The following is an 18,967-nucleotide window of genomic DNA, read 5'->3' as shown; positions in this document are numbered from 1 at the left end:
TACGACAGCACGCGGTTGTCCAGATGCCAGCGCACGGCGCGCGACAGCACCACTTTCTCCAGATCGCGCCCCTTTTCCACCAGGTCATCCACGGTGTCGCGGTGCGAAATGCGCGTGACTTCCTGCTCGATGATCGGCCCCTCGTCCAGATCCTCGGTCACGTAGTGGCTGGTGGCGCCTATTAGCTTGACGCCGCGGGCGAAGGCGCGATGATAAGGCTTGGCGCCGTCGAAAGCCGGCAGGAAGCTGTGGTGGATGTTGATCACGCGATCCGGATAGCGCTCGACGAAGCCGCTGGACAGGATCTGCATATAGCGCGCCAGCACGACGAAGTCGACGCCAGCCTCCTCCAGCAGGCGGAACTGCTCCGCCTCCGCCTCTGCCTTGTTGTCCTTGGTGACCTTGATCACATGGAAAGGAATGCCGTTGAACTCCACCAGGCGGCGGCAGGTTTCATGATTGGAAATCACCAACGGAATGTCGCAATCCAGCTCGCCTATGCGCCAGCGGTGCATCAAATCCACCAGACAGTGTTCGTACTGGGAGACGAAAATCGCCATCCGCGGCTTGCGCGTCGACAGCGACACCTTCCAGTTCATGCCGTGCTCGTCGGCGATAGGCTGGAAAGCGGCGGCAAAACTGTCCATAGGCAGCGTGAAGCCGTCCAGATCCCACTGCACCCGCATCAGGAACAGGTTTTCGCTGGTGTCCTGATGCTGGTCCGCATGCATGATGTTGGCGTTGTAGGTCATCAGGAAGTTGGCGATGGCCGCTACCAGGCCTTTTTTGTCCGGCGCGCTGATCAGCAGCGTGGCCGAGTGTTTGTCGTGACTCATCAGTAAACCCGCACTCATTCGTAAATTAGTTTTACGCAATACTAAAACAGCCGCGCGCGGCTGTCTGCAATCCTCGCCGCATTCATGACGGCAAACAAAATCGCCACAGCCCGGCTGCACCGGCCGCTGTGGCGAGCATGCTCAGAACCGCCGCGCGAACGGCTGGACGGCTCAGGCCTTCAGATTGGCGGAATCCAGCGTATTCTGCAAGAGGGTGGCGATGGTCATCGGCCCCACCCCGCCCGGCACCGGCGTGATATAGCTCGCGCGCTCGCTGGCCGCGGCGAACTCCACGTCGCCGCACAGCTTGCCGTTATCCAGCCGGTTGACGCCGACATCGATCACCACCGCGCCCGGCTTGATCCATGCGCCCTTGACGAAGTTGGGAATGCCCACGCCCACCACCAGGATGTCAGCGGCCGCCACTTCGGCTTCCAGGTCCCGGGTCGCGCTATGGCACACCGTGACAGTGGCGCGCGCCATCAGCATTTCCAGCGCCTGCGGCCGGCCCACGATATTGGACGCGCCGACGATCACCACCTTTTGACCCTTGGGATCGATGCCGTACTCTTCCAGCAGCGTCATCACGCCGCGCGGCGTGCAAGGCCGCATCAACGGCATCTTGATGACCAGACGGCCCACATTGTAAGGATGGAAGCCATCCACGTCCTTTTTCGGATCGATGCGCTCTATCACTGCCTGCGGATCGATCTGCTTGGGCAGCGGCAATTGCACCAGAATGCCATCGATGCCGTCATCGGCATTCAATTGGTCGATTATCTCCAGCAATTGCTGCTGGCTGGTTTCCGCAGACAATTCATGCGATACCGAACGCACGCCGGCTTTTTCGCAAGCCTTTTTCTTGGCGCCGACATAAACCGCCGAAGCCGGATCATTTCCCACCAGCACCACCGCCAGCGCCGGGGCGCGTTTGCCTTGCTCCAAGCGCGCCTCAACGCCCGCGCGCACTTTCGCAACCAACCGTTCCGCCACCGCCTTGCCATCGATCAATTGTGCCGTCATGCCTTAATCCCTTATTGAAGCAGATAAATATCGGGCGCTATTGTCGCATTAATTGCGCAGCGCAGTAAGACCGCCCCCACGCTTTATTTTTCTTAAGATCAAGATATATAAAGAAAAAAACTTCACCACACCCCAGGCGCCATAAAACCACGCCGAAACACTGCGAAAATATTTGCAAAAAGCCGTTGACAGCCTCTAGGCCCATCCGTATAGTTGCGGTCTCTGTTCGGGGCGTAGCGCAGCCTGGTAGCGCACCTGATTTGGGATCAGGGGGTCGCGAGTTCGAATCCCGCCGCCCCGACCAGACACAAGCAGCCCGATGGAGCGCCCGTAGCTCAACCGGATAGAGCACCGGCCTTCTAAGCCGGGGGTTACAGGTTCGATTCCTGTCGGGCGCACCAAAGCTTGCTTAAGTATTCAGTGGTGGATGTAGCTCAGTTGGTAGAGTCCCGGATTGTGATTCCGGCTGTCGTGGGTTCGAGTCCCATCATCCACCCCACAATTTGCGTAATTGCGGCTCCGCCGCGATTCACACCGTTTCAGCGGTGGATGTAGCTCAGTTGGTAGAGTCCCGGATTGTGATTCCGGCTGTCGTGGGTTCGAGTCCCATCATCCACCCCACAATTTGCGTAATTGCGGCCCCGCCGCGATTCACACCGTTTCGGCGGTGGATGTAGCTCAGTTGGTAGAGTCCCGGATTGTGATTCCGGCTGTCGTGGGTTCGAGTCCCATCATCCACCCCAAGATTAAAAAGCCCGGCTTCTCGCCGGGCTTTTTCACATTCCGCTTCCAAATTACAGATTCGCGACAAAAATATTCAAGTTCGGCGCTTGCCCGAATAGTGAAGCTCCGTATAATCGAATACATTTGCATGTATCCGATTGACTGACAGATAGCGACAGCCCACCATGACCACCCTGCAGCCGATCAAGCGCCAGACGCTTACCAGCGCCGTCACCGAATCCTTGCGCCGCCGCATTCTTTCCGGCGAATTCGCCGACGGCCAACAATTGCGCCAAGAGGCGCTGTCTCACGAATACGGCGTCAGCCGGGTGCCCGTGCGCGAAGCGCTGCGCCAGCTGGAGGCGGAGGGACTGATCCAGATCATCGACCACAAGGGCGCGCTGGTGTCCAAGCTGTCGCTGGAGGACATTCTGGAATTGCTGGAAGTCCGGGCGATGCTGGAATGCTCGCTGCTCAAGGCTTCCATCCCGTGCCAAACCTCGACCGACCTGGACGCCGCGCAGCAGACCCTGCGCGAATTCGAAGTGGCGCTGAACAATAACGACGTGCGCCACTGGGGCGAGATCAACTCGCGCTTCCACCTGGCCCTGTACCGCGCCGCGCGCCGCCCCAACACGCTAGCGCTGATCGAACAGCTGCACAACAAGACCGACCGCTACACCCGGATGCAGATCCTGTTCACCCGCACCATGGAGCGCGCCCACGAGGAACACACCCGGCTGCTGGAACTGTGCCGCCAGGGCAAAGCCGACGAAGCCGCGGAATTCCTGCGCTTCCACATCCTGTCCGCCGGCCACGCGCTGGAAAGCTATCTAAAAGGCCAACAGGCCAATCACTGAGGCTCGCCGCGCCGCCAGTCTTCCGCCGCCCGGCGCAACGCGTCGGCCAGATACAGGCAGGCCGGCCCGGCGGAGGATGGCTCCGCCAGCACCAGGTACAGCGAAGCCTTGCGCACCGCGCCGCTCTTCAGCGGCAAAGGCTTGAGGCTGCCATCCAGCAATTGCCGCGCGATGCGGTGCCGCGCCAGCCAGCCGAAAGCGAGCCCCGCCTCCACCATGGCGATGCCGGTTTCCGGCTGCGTCACCGTCCAGCGCTGGTTTGCGCCCAGCCAGCCCTCGTCGCGCGGCTGCCTTATGCCGGAGTCCCGCAGCACCACCTGCACCTCGCCGCGCAGCTGGGCGCCGTCCAGCTCGCCGCCCAGCGCATGCAGCCTATGCCCTGGCGCCGCGCAGGCCACGAATTCCGCGTCCAGCAGCCAGTCGCCCAAGAAGCCCTGAGGCACCCGCCCGGCCACCGCCAGCGCCGCATCGCCCTGATACAGCGCGTCGTCCGCGCCTGACATCACCACCTCGTGCAATTGCAGCCGCGTGTCCTGGCAATGGCCGGCGAAATCGCCGCAGGCCGCCAGCATCACTTCGGACGGCAGCAGGCTGTCCATCGCCACTTTCAGCTCAGGCTCCCAGCCGCGCCGCAGGCTGCCGGCGCGCCGCTCCAATTTTTCGGCGTTGCGCAGCAACTCCGCCGCCTCGCGCAGCAGCACAGCGCCCTCGGCCGTCAGCCGCATCCGCCGCCCTTCCGGCCGCAACAAGTCCACGCCCAGCTGTTCGCGCAGCCGCGCCATCATATAGCTGACCGAAGACTGGCTGCGGTGCAAGCGCTCCGCCGCCTGGGCGAAACCGCCCTCCTCCACGATGGCCTGCAGCACCTGCCATTGCTCCAACGTTGTCCTTGGCTGCCCCATATATCTATTTTCACGATTGATTACCGCTGAATTTTGCGCTTTTTCATCTGATATTTCACGGTGAAAATACAGGCATCGAATCCAAACCAGGAGATGGCCATGCAAGGCGATAGCAGAAAAGTGGAACAATTGGTCACCGGCCGCGAGGTATCGGACGGCGCGGGCGTGCGCTTATTGCGCGTCTTGAGCCAGTCCCTGCAGAAGCGGCTGGACCCCTTCCTGATGCTGGACGAATTCCGCTCCGACAATCCGGACGACTACATCGCCGGCTTTCCCAGCCACCCGCACCGAGGCTTCGAAACCGTCACCTATATGTTGGACGGCCGCATGCGCCACCGCGACAACGCCGGCAACGAGGGCCTGCTCGGCCCCGGCGGCATGCAATGGATGACCGCCGGCCGCGGCATCGTCCACTCGGAAATCCCTGAGCAGCAGAATGGTCTGATGCACGGCTTCCAGCTATGGATCAACCTGCCCGCGACCGACAAGATGACGGAGCCGGGCTATCGCGACATCCAGGCCGCCGACATCCCAAGCTGGCAAGACGCGGACGGCAACACGCTGAAACTGCTGGCGGGGCGCTTCTACGGCAGGCGCGGCGCGATAGAGCGGCCCGTCACCGAGCCGCTCTATCTGGACATCGCCCTGCGCCCCGGCAACGAGCTGTGGCTGCCGCTGCCGGAGGGCCACCATGCCTTCCTCTATCTATACCAGGGCGTGACCCAGGCGGCGGACAGCGTGATGCGCGAGCGGCAGCTGGCCGTGCTGGGCCATGACGGCGCCGGCGTGAAACTGCGCAACGGCTCGGAAGAGAGCCGGCTGCTGGTCCTGGCCGCCAAGCCGCTGAATGAGCCCATCGTGCAATGGGGACCGTTCGTGATGAACACCCGGCAAGAAATCGAGCAGGCGATGGAGGACTACAGCGAAGGCCGCTTCTGAAATCCAAGCCCACGCAAAAACGGCAGCCCTTGGGCTGCCGTTCGCCGTTTCCGCGCAAATTCGCGGTTCACGCGCCGGACTTCACGCCTCCCGCGGCAGTCTGGCTCTGGCTGCTGCGCTCGACATGGATCAGCGGCATCTGGCCGGAAGTGACGTCCTTCACCGCCTGCTGGATGATGGCCGCCGGCGTGCCGTCCAGCTTGACGCCGCCGGCGCCAGTGTAACTGCTGGTCTGAATGTCGCTGCTCTCCACCTTGGCGCCGCTCAGGTCCACCTTGCCGGCGCCGGAGACGATCTGGCCGCCGTTCAGCTGCGCCTTGCCGCCCACCGCCAGGCTCACGCCCTGATCGCCGCTGACGCCGCTGGCGCTGCCCACGCTATTGTCGGTCTTGACGCTGACGTCGATCACGCCCGCCACCTGCGTGCCCTTGTCCTGCGGGTTCAGCAACTTGTCCTTTAGCGTAGCGCCCGCCTTCTCGCGCGCGCTGTCCGCCAGGCTAGGCTTGGCGTCGGCGGCAGCCGGCGCGCCCTGCACCTTGTCGGCCACGGCGTTCACGACGTCGGTCGCCTTGCCCTTGACCGAGCCGGCCAGCGGGCCGGTCAGACTGGCGGCCTGATCCACCACACTGGGGGTCTTGGCGTTGGAGCTGCTGACATTCAGGCCCACTTCCACCTGGGTGCTGTTGTTGCGGTCTTGCTGGCTTTGCACCACGACATTGCCGCCCACGCTGCCGTCCACCTTGCCGCCGGCGATATTGCCGCCGGCCAGCGTCAGCTGGCCATCGGCCTTGACGTTGACCTGACCGCCCTTGACCGTCGCATTGGCGTTGGCCAGCTTGTCCTGCTGATCCACCTTGACGTCGAAGCCGCCGTTCGCCTGGTAGGTCTTGCTCGCGCCGTCCGCCTTGGCTTGGCCGTCGGCCTTGGCCACGCTGTTGTTGCCGCCGCCGCCCAGATTGGCGCTGGCGCTCCAATCGTTCTTTTGGCTGCTGTTTTGCGCGGATTGCAGACTGACGCCGCCATTGTCCGCAGACAGATTGACCGTCTTGCCGGCAAGCTGGCTGCCCTGCAGCGACACGGCGTTGTTGCCGGCGGCTCCGGAGCTGACGCTCAACGCGCCGCCGCTGCTCACCTGAGCGCCGGTCTGGCTGGCGCTGGCGTCGTTCTGGCTGGACAATTGCACGCCGCCGCCGACATTCAAGCCATTGGACGAAGCGCTCTTGCCATCGCTGTTGCTGCCCCCGGCATTGACGTTGAAACCCCAGCCGTTACCCGTCTTGCTGTCGCTGCCGGTGGCGGCCTGCAGGCTCACCTTGCCATCGGACTGCAACTTGACGCCGCCGCCGCTCTGCAGGCTGCCGCCCTGCACCGTCAAGCCATTGCCCGCGCTCAGCGCGATGCCCCCGGCCGACAGCACAGAACCGGTCGCCGCCTGGCTGCTGGCCGCCTGGTTTTGCTGATTGCTCACCGCCAGATTGCCGCTGCCGCCCACCTGCTTGCCGCCGTCGATGGGGCTGGTGCTGACCGTTACGCCTACATTCACGCCTACCGTATGCTGCTGGCTGCTGGCGGTATTGTCGGCCTGGCTCAGCGCGAGCTTGCCGCCGGCCTGGATAGTGGCCTGGCCGCTGCCGCCGTTGATGGCCGCGCCCTGGTAGCTGGCGTTGTTGTTCACCTGGATGGCGACGCCGCCCGCGGACTGGATGGAACCCGTCACCGCATTGCTGGACGCGCTCTGGCTGCTGCTATAGCTGCCCTGCCCGCTGCCCTTGACGTTCACATCCTGGCCGGTGGTGGTGTAGACGCGGACCGTGGCGCCGCCTTCGCTGGCCTGGCTGCTCTGGCTTTGGGTGTTCGCCGCCGCCGTCATCTGGTGGCTGTCGGCGCTGATGCTCACCTGGCCTTGGGTGGCCTGGTATTGCGTGGCCTGATCCTTCAAGGCGCCGCCAGCGGCCACATTGATGGATGCGCCTGCGATGCTAGTCGTTTGGACCGTGCCGCTCTGGCTTTGCGACTTGGCTCTGCCGCCAGCGGCGCTCACATCCACGCCCAGATTGGCCGCGCCCAAGTTGGCCGCCTGGCCCGCCGCGCCGCCCACGTCGCCCTTGGCCACGCTGCCGCCGGCATTGACAATGGGACGGGTGATGCCGCTGTAATCGACATTGACGCCGACATCCACGCCCCAATGGCTGGCGGTCTGCTGAGTGGACTGCTGGCTGGCCGCCGCCTGATTGTTGATGTCGCCTGCGGCGATCGTCACCGCGCCGCCGGACTTGATCTGCGTGCCCTGGTTCTGCAACTGGCCCATGCCGTTGCCGGCGGTGATGTCCAGCTTGCCGCCGGCTTTCACCTCGCTAATCTGGGCCGTGCCGCCATCGACAACGGAACGATTGCTGTTCTGGCCGAATTCGATGCCGGCGCCGGTCTTGTCCAGGCCGCCGGTCAGATACACCCCGCCGCCGCTCACCGTAGTGGAGCTGTCGTTATGGCTGGAGGCCTGCGCCGCGTTGAGGTTGACATTCTGTCCGCTGAGGCTGGCGTCGCCCACCGTTTCCAGCTTGGAGCCGGATAGGGTCAGGTCATTGCCGGCCGCCAGCTTGACGCTGCCGCCTGCCAGCTGCGAGCCGGTCTGGCTGATTTGGTCCAGTTGCTGGCTGCTGCTGGTGTTTTCCAGCCGCACGCCGCCGCGGTATTGCTTGTCGCCGGTTTCGGCGCCTACGCCGCGCAGCGCCAGCTGGCTATCCTGAGATTGGCTATGCGTTTCCGCTGACTGGCTGGCCACCTTGACATCGCCCACCGCCTGGATGTTCAGCGCCTGCGCCGCCTTGACCAGGCTGCCGGTCACCGCCACGTCGCCGGCGGAAATCAGTTGCAGGTCTGCGTCCGATTTCAAGGCGGAGCCCACCGCCGTCTGCTGGCTGCTGCTGCCCTTGCTGGAGCTGTTGGTGATGTTGAAGGCGGTGCCCGTGCGTTGGTCGGTGCGGGTCTGCGTCAGATCCAACGCGCTGTCGATGAGCACGCCGCCGGATTGCGTTTTGGCATACGCGCCCTGCGCGCCCTTGGCCTGGCTGCCGTTGATGGCGATGCCGGCGTCGCCGTTGATGAACAGCTTGCCGCCGGCATTCACCGCGCTGCCCGTATTGATAGTGGCGCTGCTGCCATTGTTCTGGTTGGCGCCGCCGCCTATGCCGCCCCAATAGGTCTTGCCGTTCTGCACGCTGCTGCTGTTGGCGCTGGTTTGCGCCGCCAGGATGGTTTTTCCCTGTGCCGACAGGACGGCGTCGCCGCCCGTTTGCAGCGTCGCCGCCTGAGCATTGATGTCGCCGCTGGCCGTTACGCCCAGCGCGTTGCCGGCGCGCAGCTGCGCCTGCACCAGCCGCTGCTGGCTGGCGCTATTGTTCCAGCTGCCGGTTTCCAGCGCCGTGCCGTCGTTTTTGCGATTGCCCGCATCGCTGCTGGTGTCGGTTTCGGTCAAGGCGGACAGCTTCACGCCGCCGGTCGCGCTCAGCTTGAGATTGCCGCCGGCCTGCACGCTGGCGCCGGCCAGAGCGATGTCGCCGCCGCTGGCGTTGATCGTCGCGTCGTTGCCAGCCTTGATCCGCGCCACAGACTGCTCTTGCGTGGTGCTGTTCTTGTCTTGGTTGTAAGCCCAAGAGTTCTTCCAGTCATGCTCGCTGCTGGACGCGCTGCTCTGCGCCACCTGGCCGTCCAGGCTGACGCTGGCGGCGGACAGCTGCACGCTCTGGCCTTGGATGTCCGCTGCGCCTACATGGGCATTGTCATTGGCGGTCACGGTCACGCTGTCGCCCTGCAGCGAGGCGCGTTTGACGCTGGCGTCGGTCTTGGCTGTGCTGCTATGGCTTTCGCCGGTCTTCCAGATGAACCAGCTTTCGTCATGCTTGCTGTCATTGCTGGTTTCGCTGTCCACGCGGCCGGAAATATCGACGGTCGAGCCGCTCAGCGCCAGTTGCTTGCCCTTGAGCTGGGCGGCCTGCACCGCCAGAGCGCCCGCGGCGCTCACGGTCAGCTCATCGCCGCCCGCCAGATTGCCGCCCACATTCACGCCGGCGCCAGCCGCCGTGCTGACGATATTGATGCGGCCCGCCTGCATCGCGCCCAGGAAATAGCTGTCCAGCTTGCCCACGCCATCCGGCGCGGCCGCGGTGGCCACGATCTGGCCGCTGGCGTAATCGACCGTATTGAAACCGGCGCGGACGCGGATGGCGTCGGCAGCGGCCACATTGGCCTGGATATCGAAACGCGGCGCGATCAGGTCCAGCACATTGACGCCGGACGCGCCGCCGCCGGACACGCTCAGCGCATTGCCGTTGTTGGCCGCTTGCAGCGAGGCGATGGCGCCGTTCTGCAGATTGGCGTTGCCCACCACCAGCGAGGCGCGCGGGGTGTTGATGAAACCGCAGCCGTTGCAGGCGATGCCGTTGGGGTTAGCCAGCACGTAGTCGGCGGCCTTGCCGAACACCTCCTGCTTGCCCAGGAGCAGCGAGGGATTGCGGCTGACCACTTCGTTCAGGATCACGCTGGCCTGGTTGCCGTTCAGCTGGGCATTGGCGCCGAGCTGGCCCGCCAACTGCGACTGGCCGGCCTGCAGCGAGTTGTTGAACACCGCGCCGGGCTTGCCGACGTTGAAGTCCTGGTACTGGTTGACCGACACGCCGGCCGCCGTCGGCGCCGCGATATTGACCACTTGAGCGCCATTGCCGGCCGTGGAAACTTGCGGCTGCTGGCCGCTGCCGCCGGCGGCCACGATGCCGCCCGCCAGGACGGCGTCCGCCAGCACGAAGGCCAGGGTCAGCGCCGCCGCCACCTTGCCGCTAACGGACAAGTCGAACTTTGTTTTTTTCATCATCATCCCCTCGAAACCAAGATCATCGACCGCCCAAGCAGTGGGCGGCACAATAAAACAAGTGTTTGATTTGGAATCTAAGGTTTTTTTTAAATCAAATCAATTGAAATACATCTTCACAATATCATTTGTTTCTGTTTCCTCTCATTTACAACAGTGCGCGCTCACCACTGCCAGTTCAGCCTGGCGAACAGGATATGTCCCTCCTGCCGCCAGCCCTGCGGCTTGCGCAAGGGGCGGCTGTAATCTAGGTCCAGCGTCAGCCCGCCGCACGACAGCGCCGCGCCGATGTCCATGCCGGCGATGTCCTGCCAGGTTTCCTCTCCGCCGCGCTGCAGCGCCCGCCCGCCATCCACGCCCGCTCGGGGCGTCAAAACCCAGCCGCCCAGCGGCATCCGCCGCGACAAGGTATTGCGCCAGTACCAGCCCGCCTCAGCCGGCAAGGCATTATTGCGGAAGCCGCGCACCGCGCCGCCATCGGCGACATCCATCTGCTCCACGCCCGGCAGCGAATCGCGGCTGGCCTGGCCGCTCAGCGTGGATTGCAATTGATACGGCCCGCCGGGCCAGGCCATCGTCTGCAGCCAATTGGCGCTCAAGCGCAGCTTCAGGAACTGCGGATTCGGCAGGCCGTCCACACGGGCATCGCGCGCGTCCGCTCCCAGCCATCTCACGCCGCGCTGCAGGGCGCCATCCAGTTGCAGCATGCCTCCGCTCAAGATAACCATCCTGGACAGCCCCGCCTCCAGTACCATCAGGCTGGGACTGTTGATCGAGAGCGGCGCATCCTCCAGATAATTGCGTATCCGCTTCTGCGTCACTTGCAGATCCGCAGTCAGAATATGGCCCTGATCACGCGTCAGCACGCGATCCAGCCTCAGGCCATCTTGCGCGGTGGCGCCGGACAGCCGTACCGCGCGGAAAGCCAATTGCTGCGGATTTAGATAGTCTGCCCGGCTCACGAACGCGCTGACGGTCCAATAGCCATAGGGCAAGGAATAGAACAGCGACTCGCTGCGGCTGTGCCGAACCGACGCGTCTTCCCTAGTCGTCTGCGCCGACAGGCTCAAAAAGTCCGACCAACCACTCATATCGTCCCAGCCCAGATTGGCGCCGGCCTGCAGGCGGCCGGTCGAATCGCGGCCGGCATTGTCCAGCGACAAGCCGCCGCTCAGCCGCGAGTCAGGCTGATTGCTCAGTTGCAGCGCGGATTCGCCCACGCCGGCGCCCGGCAGCACATCTACCGTAACGTGGTTCGATCGCAGCCGGTTGGCCTGGTCCAGGCCCTGGTCCAGGTCATGCACATTGAGCGGCTGGCCCAGCATGCCGGGAAACAAATTGCCCGGCCGCGGCGCGCCTTCGCCGCGCCGCATCGCCGCCACCCTGCCCTCCGCCACGCGCAGCGTCAGCACGCCGCGCGCGTCCGGCCCTTCCGCCGCCACCCGCGCCGCGATATAGCCCTTGCCCAGATAAAGCGCAGTCAGCGCCCGGCTGAATCGGTTCAGTTCCGCCACATCCAGGCACTCGCCATGCGGCAAGCCCAAAGCGGCCACTTCGTCGCGCGTCAGCGCAGTGATGCCGGCCAATCGCAAGCCGGACACGGGAAGGCAGCGCCCGCCGGCCCGTTCGCTAGACGGCGCGCGTTCCGCGCCGCTGCCGCCGCTTTGCAATTGGCGCAGCCGCTGCTGGCGGATCAGCTCATCGAAGCGGCTGCTGCCGTTCTGCAGCAGCCGGCGCGCGTCGTCGTTCCCAGCCCGCAAGTCAGACGGAACGGGCTGCGTGTCCGCCCTGGCCGGTATTACGCAGCACCAGCAGGCCAACGCCATGACAACGCGTCTCAACGCGTCGGGACGGAGCGGCTTCACCGACTCAGCGGCGCGAACAAATGGATTCAAAGCGGACACTCTTAGGGAAAAGATTGAAAACAAGCGGGCCAGTTTAAAAACGCGCCATGATATCGCACGTCCCTGCCGACGATACAAGCGCATAAGCGTGAACGAACCCGTATTTCTACCTAATTCCACCAGCATGCCATAAGACTATGCTTAAAATCTAAACACCAACCATGGAGGAATGCCATGTGGTTTGCCGGCAATAATATGATCAAGCAGTTGAATGCCGCCGCCGAAGCGGCGTTGCGCGGAGAATCGGCGCGATGGCAGATTCGTGGCGACGAGCGCTGGCGCAATCTGGGCGAAAAACTGTCTCGCGTCTGGGAGCAGCGCGAGCAGCAGCTCAGCGCGGCCGATGCCGGCCGCCAAGCGGCCGACTTGCGGCTGACGCAATTGCAGGATGCCTTGAACGAGGCGCAACAGCGGCTGGAACTGCTCGACACGCGCTTCGATCTGGTCAACCGCGCCGCCAGCGAGGGGCTGTGGGATATGTCCGTGCTGGCCGGCGATCCGCTGAACCCGAACAATGTGTTCTGGTGGTCGCAAACTTTCCGCGCCCTGCTCAGCTTCCATGACGAGCGCGATTTTCCCAATGTGCTGGGCAGTTGGGCCGGCCGCCTGCACCCGGACGACAAGCAGCCCGTGCTGGAAGCTTTCGCCGCCCATCTGAACGACCGCAGCGGCATGACCCCGTACGACATCGAATACCGGCTGCAATGCAAGAACGGCGACTACCGCTGGTTCCGCGCCCGCGGCGCCACCCTGCGCGACGACAAGGGCGTGCCGCAGCGCGTGGCCGGTTCGCTGAGCGACATCACCGAGCGCCGAGAACAGCGCCGCCAGCTGGAACGCACCATGACCCGCTTCGAGCTGGGCAGCGCCATGCTGGCCGAGGGCCTGTGGGACATGGAGGTGGACGCGGCCAATCCGGTCAGCGGTAATAACGCCTTCTGGTGGTCGGACCAGTTCCGCCGGCTGCTGGGTTTCGAAAACGCGCAGGAATTCCCGGACCTGCTGGAGAGCTGGTCCAATCGGCTGCATCCCGAGGACAAGCAACGCGCGCTAAACGCCTTCGCCGCCCATTTGAGCGATCGCAGTGGCCAGACGCCATATGACCTGGAATACCGACTGCAATGCAAGAACGGCGACTACCGCTGGTTTCGCGCCCGCGGCCAGACCCGGCGCGCGGCGGACGGCACGCCTTTGCGCGTAGTGGGCGCGCTGATAGACATAGACGCGGAAAAACGCTCGGAGGCGCTGAGCAGCGAAAGCCAGCAGCGGCAGCAGTTGGAAAAAAGCCTGAGCGAGATCGCCGCCATCGTCAGCACCATACAATCCATCGCGGACCAGACCAATCTCTTGGCGCTGAACGCGGCCATCGAAGCGGCGCGCGCCGGCGAGGCCGGCCGCGGCTTCGCCGTGGTGGCCGACGAAGTGCGCAAGCTGGCAGAGCGCACCCGCGACGCGACGCAGCGCGTGGAAAAGCTGGTGGTCCAAAAAGGCTGAGCCGCGCATCCACGGCTCGCCATTGCGAAAGCGCCGTTTGCCAGTTCTGCCGGCAAACGGCGCTTCGCCATCGCCCGCTCACGCCTTACTCATAAAACAGTTTGATCTGGTTGGCGTCGATGAGCTCTGCGGGCGATACTTTGGCCGTCGTATTGAAACACCCCGTCCCGCCGTATACATGCTCTTGCCGCAGCAGCGCCGCATCCAGAATATACGGCATGTCCAGCCCGATCAGCGGCATCGCGCCAATAGCGATTCCCGTCGCGCTCTCCGCCTTCTGCCGGCTGGCCAGATTAGCGCTGTCCACGCCAAGGACTTGCGCCAGTTTTTCGAAGTCGATATGCCCCCGCGCCGCGGACAGAATCAGCGCGTACAGCTTTCCGTCCGCATCAATCACAAAAGTTGGCGCGCCTTGGGCCGGATCCATTCCAAAATACTCCAATCCATCTCTGACCGAACGCAGCGGTTTACTGTGACTTAATATTTCCAAGCGACCCTCGCAATCCAGTCATGCCATATTCTCCATAAACACCTGCCGGCAGCAGCCATATTGAAATCATACGCCGCCATTCAAGCCTAATTCCCGCCCCGCTGCGCTACGCCATGAATCGAGTGGTAAAGCACGTCGAACACATGCTCGCGAAACCAACGATGCGCAGGGTCCTTATCCACACGGCCATGCCACAGCAACCAGTATTGATTGACGTGATCGACAAAGGGGATAGGCTTGAAACATACTGGAAATTGCAGCATGAATTTGGCAGCCATATGCTCCGGAATGGTCAACAACAACTGACTGCGAGCCACGATGCTAAGGGCCGAAACATAATACGGCGTCTCAATGCGGATATTTCTTTTCATGCCCGCACGGGATAAGTAATTGTCGACAAAACCATCCTTATCGCTGGCGCCGCTGATATGCACATGTTGAAAATGCGAATAATCATTCAGCGTCAACTCGCCTTGCTCCGCAAGGGGATGGTTGGCCGCCATTACGCAGACGGGCCTGTCCTGCCCTACTGACTTCCCATAAATATTTTCCGGAAGTTGATCGGCAATCGCCCCCATCAGATCCACTTCCTCATCTACCAGTATCTTGAAATGATTCGCCCGCCAAGAGAGAAAGCTGATATTCGCCTTGGAAGCCAGTGGCAGAACTCTATCAACGATATCAGGAAACATATATTCCGCAAGATAATCAGAACCGGCAAATGTAAATATTCTCTCGCATAGAGCCGGATTAAATTCCGATGGATCATAAATTTTACTTATATTCAGAAGCAATGCATCCAGATCCACGCGCAGCGACTTTGCCCTTTCGGTTAGAATATAACTGGATCCTTCACGCACCAGCAGCGGATCTTTGAATTCGTTTCTCAGCTGAACCAAGTGTCGACTCATTGCCGACTGGGCAAGCCCCAGCCGGTTGGCGGCATGAGTTAAATTGCGGGTTTCCAGCAGCGCCTTCAATGAAAACAGCAGATTTAAATTAACGTTTTGATCCATAACATGACCTATCCTTTTGCGCACGCCGCATACCGCATCACACCAGCAAAACCGAGCCCGCAAGAAGAATCAGCAAGCCGCCGCTGATTCGGCTCATCCATTTCACTCCGCCTTCCTTCCAGACAGCGACCGCTTTTCGCCCAAGGACAGCATAGCCCACCATCACCACCACATCAATCGCCACAACAATAAGGATCAATGTGGCATATTGCGGCAGCGCGGCATGCGTCGTATTAATAAACTGAGGCAAGACCGCTGCGTGAAAAAGGTAATATTTAGGATTACTCATTGCCAAGAGAAAGCTTTTGAGAAAAATCGCATAATTAGCCGGCGTAACTTTCAGGGTGGCGCTTTCAATCGCCTCGCCCGATGACTTCAGCATCTGCACGCCCATAAAGGCCAAGCAGGCGGCTCCCAGCCACTTCAGTCCAACAAACAATACCTCGGATGTGGAAAGAACCATGCCCAAGCCCAAACCAACCAGCGAAATCAGCACGACATCAGCCAAGCCTGCCCCCAAAATTCCAAAGCAGGTACGGCGCATGCCAAACCGGCTGGCATTATCCAACGCTAAAAGCACTGTCGGCCCTGGCGTTATGATTGCCGCGAACATAAGCAAAGCAAAAGCAAAAAGCGAAGCTGCCGCCATCTATTTAAACTCCCAACGCATTCATGAACAACGCCATCTTCTTAGCCAATGCAAAGCGTAGTTCGATTAAAAACCATAGATTCTCCAACCCTGAGAATCGAAAAACAGTTTACTTTAGGAAAAGATGACTTAAAACGCTCATTCGCAGATAGCGGCCATCTGAATCCTGCATACCTGCGCGGCCATGGCGTCGCCTAACGGCGACAGGATGCTACCGAGAAAAGCGACGGGAATGGCGCGAAATCGGCGCTTGCGCGACGCGCCAAGCGGGTTTGCCGCAAGCGACGAAGGAAAAGCATGCGGCAAGAAAGTCAAACAGCCCCGCCGGCTTAAACCGGCGGGGCTGTCGTAGATAGGTCCAAGCCGCGTCAAGCGCCTGGCTTAATCCAAAATGCTCAGCGGTAGACGAAATGCGCCCGTTTGACGTTGCACAGCGGCTCATAGCCTATTGTGCCGGCCTGGGCCGCCACGTCATTGACCGATACCGTGTCGCCCCACAGCTCCACCTCGCTGCCGATGCCGGCATTCGGCAGGTCGGTCAGATCCACTGTCAGCATGTCCATGGAGACACGGCCTATCAGTCGCGAAGGCGCGCCGTCGATCAGCACGGCGCTGCCCGTGGAAGCGCGCCGCGGATAGCCGTCGGCGTAGCCGCAGGCCACCAGGCCGACGCGGGTGGGTCTATGGGTGATGAAGTTGTCGCCATAACCTATCGGCTCGCCAATGCCCAGCTCCCGCACGGCGAACACCTTGCTGGCAAAACGCATCACCGGGCGCAAGACCTTGTCCTGATCAAAGCCCGCCGGCAGCGGCGTCACGCCGTACAGCGCAATGCCGACGCGGCCCCAATTACGCTGAGCGCGCGGATGGCACAAAATGCCGGCCGAGTTGGCAAGCGACTCGTCCCCCGCCGGCAGGCCGCGCACGGCGGCGTCGAACATTTCCAGCTGGGAGAAGGTCATCGGCACATCGGGCTCGTCGGCGCGGGCGAAGTGGGTCATCTTGATAATCTTGCCCACCTTGCCGCAGGCCTCCAGCCGGCGCCAAGCCGCGTGATAGTCCTGCGGCAGGAAGCCTTCGCGGTGCATGCCGGAATCCAGCATCAGCCAGACATGGAACGGCTTGGCCGGATGAGCGGCCTCAACCATGGCCAGCTGCTGTTCGCTGGTCACCGCCATCCACAAGTCGTGCTCGTCCACCACCTTCAGCTCGTCGGCGTCGAACACCCCCTCCAGCAACAGGATGGGCAGCGCAATGCCGGCTGCGCGCAGTTGCAGCGCCTCTTCCAGGCAAGCCACGGCGAAACCGTCGGCGATATCGGCCAGCGCCTGGGCGCAGCGCGCCGCGCCGTGGCCATAGGCGTTGGCCTTCAGCACCGCCAGCGTCTTGTCGCCATGGGCGGCGCGCGCCGCTTGATAGTTATGGCGCAGATTGTCCAGCCGGATCTCCGCGATCAAGGGGCGCATGGCTTCAGGCCCCTTGCAAGGCCGGACGGATCACCGGCACCACCAGGGTTTCGCCCTGCTTGGCGTAGCGCTGCATGGACAGTCCGTCCACGCTGATTTCCGGCTTGGCGCCGGTGATCAGGTCGGCCAGCACCTTGCCGGAACCGGCGCACATGGTCCAGCCCAGCGTGCCGTGGCCGGTGTTCAGCGACAGGTTGGCAAAGCGGGTGCCGCCGACAATGGGCGTGCCGTCCGGGGTCATCGGGCGCAGGCCGGTCCAGAAGCTGGCCGCCGGGATGTCGCCGCCTTGCGGATACAGATCGCCCACCACCATTTCCAGCGTTTCGCGGCGGCGCGGATTCAGCTCTAGGTTGTAGCCGGACAGTTCGGCCATGCCGCCAACGCGGATGCGGTTGTCGAAACGGGTGATCGCCACCTTGTAGGTTTCGTCCAGGATGGTGGAGGCGGGAGCCATGGCCGCATTGGTGATGGGCACGGTCAGCGAGTAGCCCTTGACCGGATACACCGGGATGTCTATTCCCAGTTCCTTCACCATATCGCGCGAATAGCTGCCCATGGCCACCACGTAATGATCCGCGGTCAGCGTCTCGCCGCCGACGCGCACGCCGGTGATGCGCTTGCCGTCGTTCAGGATGGCGTCCACCGTCACGCCGAAGCGGAACTCCACGCCGCGGGCGCGGGCCATGTCAGCCAGGCGGCTGGTGAACAGATTGCAGTCGCCGGTTTCGTCATTGGGCAGTTGCAGGCCGCCGGTCAGCTTGTGCTTGACCGCCGCCAGCGCCGGCTCCACGCGGGCGCAGCCGTCCGGGTCCAGCACATTGAAGTCCACGCCACATTCGCGCAGCACGGCGATGTCCTTAGCCATGCCGTCCACTTGGGCCTGGCTGCGGAACAGCTGCAGCGTGCCGCCCTGGCGGCCTTCGTAATCCAGGCCGGTTTCGGCGCGCAGTTCCTTGATCTTGTCGCGGCTGTATTCGGCCAGCCGCATCATGCGGCCCTTGTTGACCGCATAGGATTTTTCATTGCAGTTGGCCAGCATCTTGGCGATCCACTGCAACTGATACAGGCTGCCGTCCGGGCTGATGGCCAGCGGCGCGTGGCGCTGGAACATCCATTTGGCCGCCTTCAACGGAATGCCGGGGGCCGCCCACGGGGCGGAGTAGCCCGGGGAAATCTGGCCGGCGTTGCCGAAACTGGTTTCCAGCGCCACGCCGTCCTGGCGCTCCAGCACCGTCACCTGGCAGCCCGCCTTGGCCAGATACCACGCAGTGGACACGCCCAGAACGCCGCCACCCAGCACGATTACCTTCATGATCCCGTCTCCGTTTGTAACCTTGACACTACAGCTAGTGAATTCCGCTAGTATATTCACTCGCATCTGGTTTTTTTCACTGAAATTTACGAGAATCAACAGATGACTAGTACGAATTTATTAATCAAGCAGTGAAAACATGAAGACAATCACCTCCGCCTCCAAAGCCCTGGACAAGATGGACAGGAAAATCCTGCGCATCCTGCAGAAGAACGGCCGCATCGCCATGACCGAGCTGGCGGAGAAGGTCGGCCTGTCCACCACGCCCTGCACCGAACGGGTGCGCCGCATGGAGCGCGACGGCATCATCGAGGGCTATTACGCGCGGCTCAATCCGCATGCGCTAGGCGGCTCGCTGCTGGTCTTCGTCGAGATCAAGCTGGACGCCAAGTCCGGCAATATCTTCGACGCCTTCCGCCGCGAGATCATGAGCATTCCGGAAATCCTGGAGTGCCACCTGGTGTCCGGCGATTTCGACTACCTGATCAA

At 62.6% G+C, this 18,967-nt stretch carries 14 protein-coding genes and 5 tRNA genes; 9 read left to right on the top strand and 10 right to left on the bottom strand.

Annotated features, from left to right (window positions below):
* A partial coding sequence (purU, locus tag C2I19_RS18120; RefSeq protein WP_103904036.1) for a formyltetrahydrofolate deformylase occupies window positions 1-836 on the bottom strand: 836 nt, incomplete at its 3' end.
* Window positions 837-1,007: 171 nt separating this feature from the next.
* Window positions 1,008-1,859 (bottom strand): bifunctional methylenetetrahydrofolate dehydrogenase/methenyltetrahydrofolate cyclohydrolase FolD, encoded by an 852-nt coding sequence (gene folD, locus C2I19_RS18115; RefSeq protein ID WP_103904035.1) that lies wholly within the window; start codon window positions 1,857-1,859, stop codon window positions 1,008-1,010.
* A gap of 227 nt (window positions 1,860-2,086) precedes the next feature.
* Between folD and C2I19_RS18110 the strand changes: the two genes are divergently transcribed.
* The 6 genes from C2I19_RS18110 to C2I19_RS18085 all read left to right on the top strand — a co-directional run bounded on the left by C2I19_RS18110 (window position 2,087) and on the right by C2I19_RS18085 (window position 3,442).
* Window positions 2,087-2,163 (top strand) — tRNA-Pro (locus C2I19_RS18110).
* Between the two features lie 20 nt (window positions 2,164-2,183).
* Window positions 2,184-2,260 (top strand) — tRNA-Arg (locus tag C2I19_RS18105).
* Window positions 2,261-2,282: 22 nt separating this feature from the next.
* Window positions 2,283-2,358, top strand: a tRNA-His gene (locus C2I19_RS18100).
* A gap of 46 nt (window positions 2,359-2,404) precedes the next feature.
* A tRNA-His gene (locus C2I19_RS18095) sits at window positions 2,405-2,480 on the top strand.
* 46 nt (window positions 2,481-2,526) lie between these two features.
* Window positions 2,527-2,602, top strand: a tRNA-His gene (locus tag C2I19_RS18090).
* 165 nt (window positions 2,603-2,767) lie between these two features.
* On the top strand, window positions 2,768-3,442 hold the full coding sequence (locus tag C2I19_RS18085; RefSeq protein WP_103904034.1) for a GntR family transcriptional regulator: 675 nt from the start codon (window positions 2,768-2,770) through the stop codon (window positions 3,440-3,442).
* Here C2I19_RS18085 and C2I19_RS18080 read toward each other — a convergent pair.
* A complete protein-coding gene (locus tag C2I19_RS18080; protein WP_233201262.1) occupies window positions 3,436-4,323 on the bottom strand; it encodes a LysR family transcriptional regulator in 888 nt (295 codons plus the stop codon). The two genes, C2I19_RS18085 and C2I19_RS18080, sit on opposite strands and share 7 nt — an antisense overlap.
* A gap of 120 nt (window positions 4,324-4,443) precedes the next feature.
* Here C2I19_RS18080 and C2I19_RS18075 point away from each other — a divergent pair, with 120 nt between their 5' ends.
* The gene (locus C2I19_RS18075; RefSeq protein ID WP_103904032.1) at window positions 4,444-5,283 is read left to right on the top strand and encodes a pirin family protein; all 840 of its coding nucleotides are present in this window, start codon (window positions 4,444-4,446) and stop codon (window positions 5,281-5,283) included.
* 67 nt (window positions 5,284-5,350) lie between these two features.
* Here C2I19_RS18075 and C2I19_RS18070 read toward each other — a convergent pair whose 3' ends face one another.
* Together C2I19_RS18070 and C2I19_RS18065 are read right to left on the bottom strand one after the other, a co-directional pair.
* Window positions 5,351-10,147 carry a hemagglutinin repeat-containing protein gene (locus tag C2I19_RS18070; RefSeq protein ID WP_158253760.1) on the bottom strand — a complete coding sequence of 1,599 codons (4,797 nt, stop codon included), beginning with the start codon at window positions 10,145-10,147 and terminating at the stop codon, window positions 5,351-5,353.
* 164 nt (window positions 10,148-10,311) lie between these two features.
* Entirely contained in the window at window positions 10,312-11,973 is a 1,662-nt protein-coding gene (locus tag C2I19_RS18065; protein WP_158253759.1) for a ShlB/FhaC/HecB family hemolysin secretion/activation protein, read from the bottom strand.
* Between the two features lie 252 nt (window positions 11,974-12,225).
* Here C2I19_RS18065 and C2I19_RS22815 point away from each other — a divergent pair, with 252 nt between their 5' ends.
* A complete protein-coding gene (locus C2I19_RS22815) occupies window positions 12,226-13,545 on the top strand; it encodes a methyl-accepting chemotaxis protein (protein WP_103904029.1) in 1,320 nt (439 codons plus the stop codon).
* A gap of 85 nt (window positions 13,546-13,630) precedes the next feature.
* Here the strand turns inward: C2I19_RS22815 and C2I19_RS18055 are convergent, their stop codons facing one another.
* The 5 genes from C2I19_RS18055 to C2I19_RS18035 form a co-directional block, all read right to left on the bottom strand.
* Window positions 13,631-14,035 carry an aminoacyl-tRNA deacylase gene (locus C2I19_RS18055; protein ID WP_255410704.1) on the bottom strand — a complete coding sequence of 135 codons (405 nt, stop codon included), beginning with the start codon at window positions 14,033-14,035 and terminating at the stop codon, window positions 13,631-13,633.
* Window positions 14,036-14,121: 86 nt separating this feature from the next.
* Window positions 14,122-15,051 (bottom strand): LysR family transcriptional regulator, encoded by a 930-nt coding sequence (locus C2I19_RS18050; protein ID WP_103904027.1) that lies wholly within the window; start codon window positions 15,049-15,051, stop codon window positions 14,122-14,124.
* Between the two features lie 37 nt (window positions 15,052-15,088).
* Complete coding sequence (locus C2I19_RS18045) at window positions 15,089-15,700, bottom strand: LysE family translocator (RefSeq protein WP_103904026.1); 612 nt, start codon at window positions 15,698-15,700, stop codon at window positions 15,089-15,091.
* 395 nt (window positions 15,701-16,095) lie between these two features.
* Complete coding sequence (alr, locus tag C2I19_RS18040; protein WP_103904025.1) at window positions 16,096-17,166, bottom strand: alanine racemase; 1,071 nt, start codon at window positions 17,164-17,166, stop codon at window positions 16,096-16,098.
* Between the two features lie 4 nt (window positions 17,167-17,170).
* Complete coding sequence (locus C2I19_RS18035) at window positions 17,171-18,478, bottom strand: D-amino acid dehydrogenase (protein ID WP_103904024.1); 1,308 nt, start codon at window positions 18,476-18,478, stop codon at window positions 17,171-17,173.
* A 139-nt stretch (window positions 18,479-18,617) separates the two neighbouring features.
* Between C2I19_RS18035 and C2I19_RS18030 the strand changes: the two genes are divergently transcribed.
* The coding region (locus tag C2I19_RS18030; protein ID WP_103904023.1) for a winged helix-turn-helix transcriptional regulator at window positions 18,618-18,967 on the top strand (350 nt) is incomplete at its 3' end.

The sequence above is a fragment of the Chromobacterium alticapitis genome, from assembly GCF_002924365.1.
Classification (GTDB): Bacteria; Pseudomonadota; Gammaproteobacteria; order Burkholderiales; family Chromobacteriaceae; genus Chromobacterium; species Chromobacterium alticapitis.
The sequence above is the reverse complement of the archived record's forward strand: the minus strand, read 5'-3'. Positions and strand labels throughout refer to the sequence as shown.

Coding starts and splice junctions, on each gene's coding strand:
- folD (WP_103904035.1), bottom strand. CDS start 1,859: ATGACGGCACAATTGATCGATGGCAAGGCGGTGGCGGAACGGTTGGTT.
- C2I19_RS18085 (WP_103904034.1), top strand. CDS start 2,768: ATGACCACCCTGCAGCCGATCAAGCGCCAGACGCTTACCAGCGCCGTC.
- C2I19_RS18075 (WP_103904032.1), top strand. CDS start 4,444: ATGCAAGGCGATAGCAGAAAAGTGGAACAATTGGTCACCGGCCGCGAG.
- C2I19_RS18070 (WP_158253760.1), bottom strand. CDS start 10,147: ATGAAAAAAACAAAGTTCGACTTGTCCGTTAGCGGCAAGGTGGCGGCG.
- C2I19_RS18065 (WP_158253759.1), bottom strand. CDS start 11,973: ATGGCGTTGGCCTGCTGGTGCTGCGTAATACCGGCCAGGGCGGACACG.
- C2I19_RS22815 (WP_103904029.1), top strand. CDS start 12,226: ATGTGGTTTGCCGGCAATAATATGATCAAGCAGTTGAATGCCGCCGCC.
- C2I19_RS18050 (WP_103904027.1), bottom strand. CDS start 15,051: ATGGATCAAAACGTTAATTTAAATCTGCTGTTTTCATTGAAGGCGCTG.
- C2I19_RS18045 (WP_103904026.1), bottom strand. CDS start 15,700: ATGGCGGCAGCTTCGCTTTTTGCTTTTGCTTTGCTTATGTTCGCGGCA.
- alr (WP_103904025.1), bottom strand. CDS start 17,166: ATGCGCCCCTTGATCGCGGAGATCCGGCTGGACAATCTGCGCCATAAC.
- C2I19_RS18035 (WP_103904024.1), bottom strand. CDS start 18,478: ATGAAGGTAATCGTGCTGGGTGGCGGCGTTCTGGGCGTGTCCACTGCG.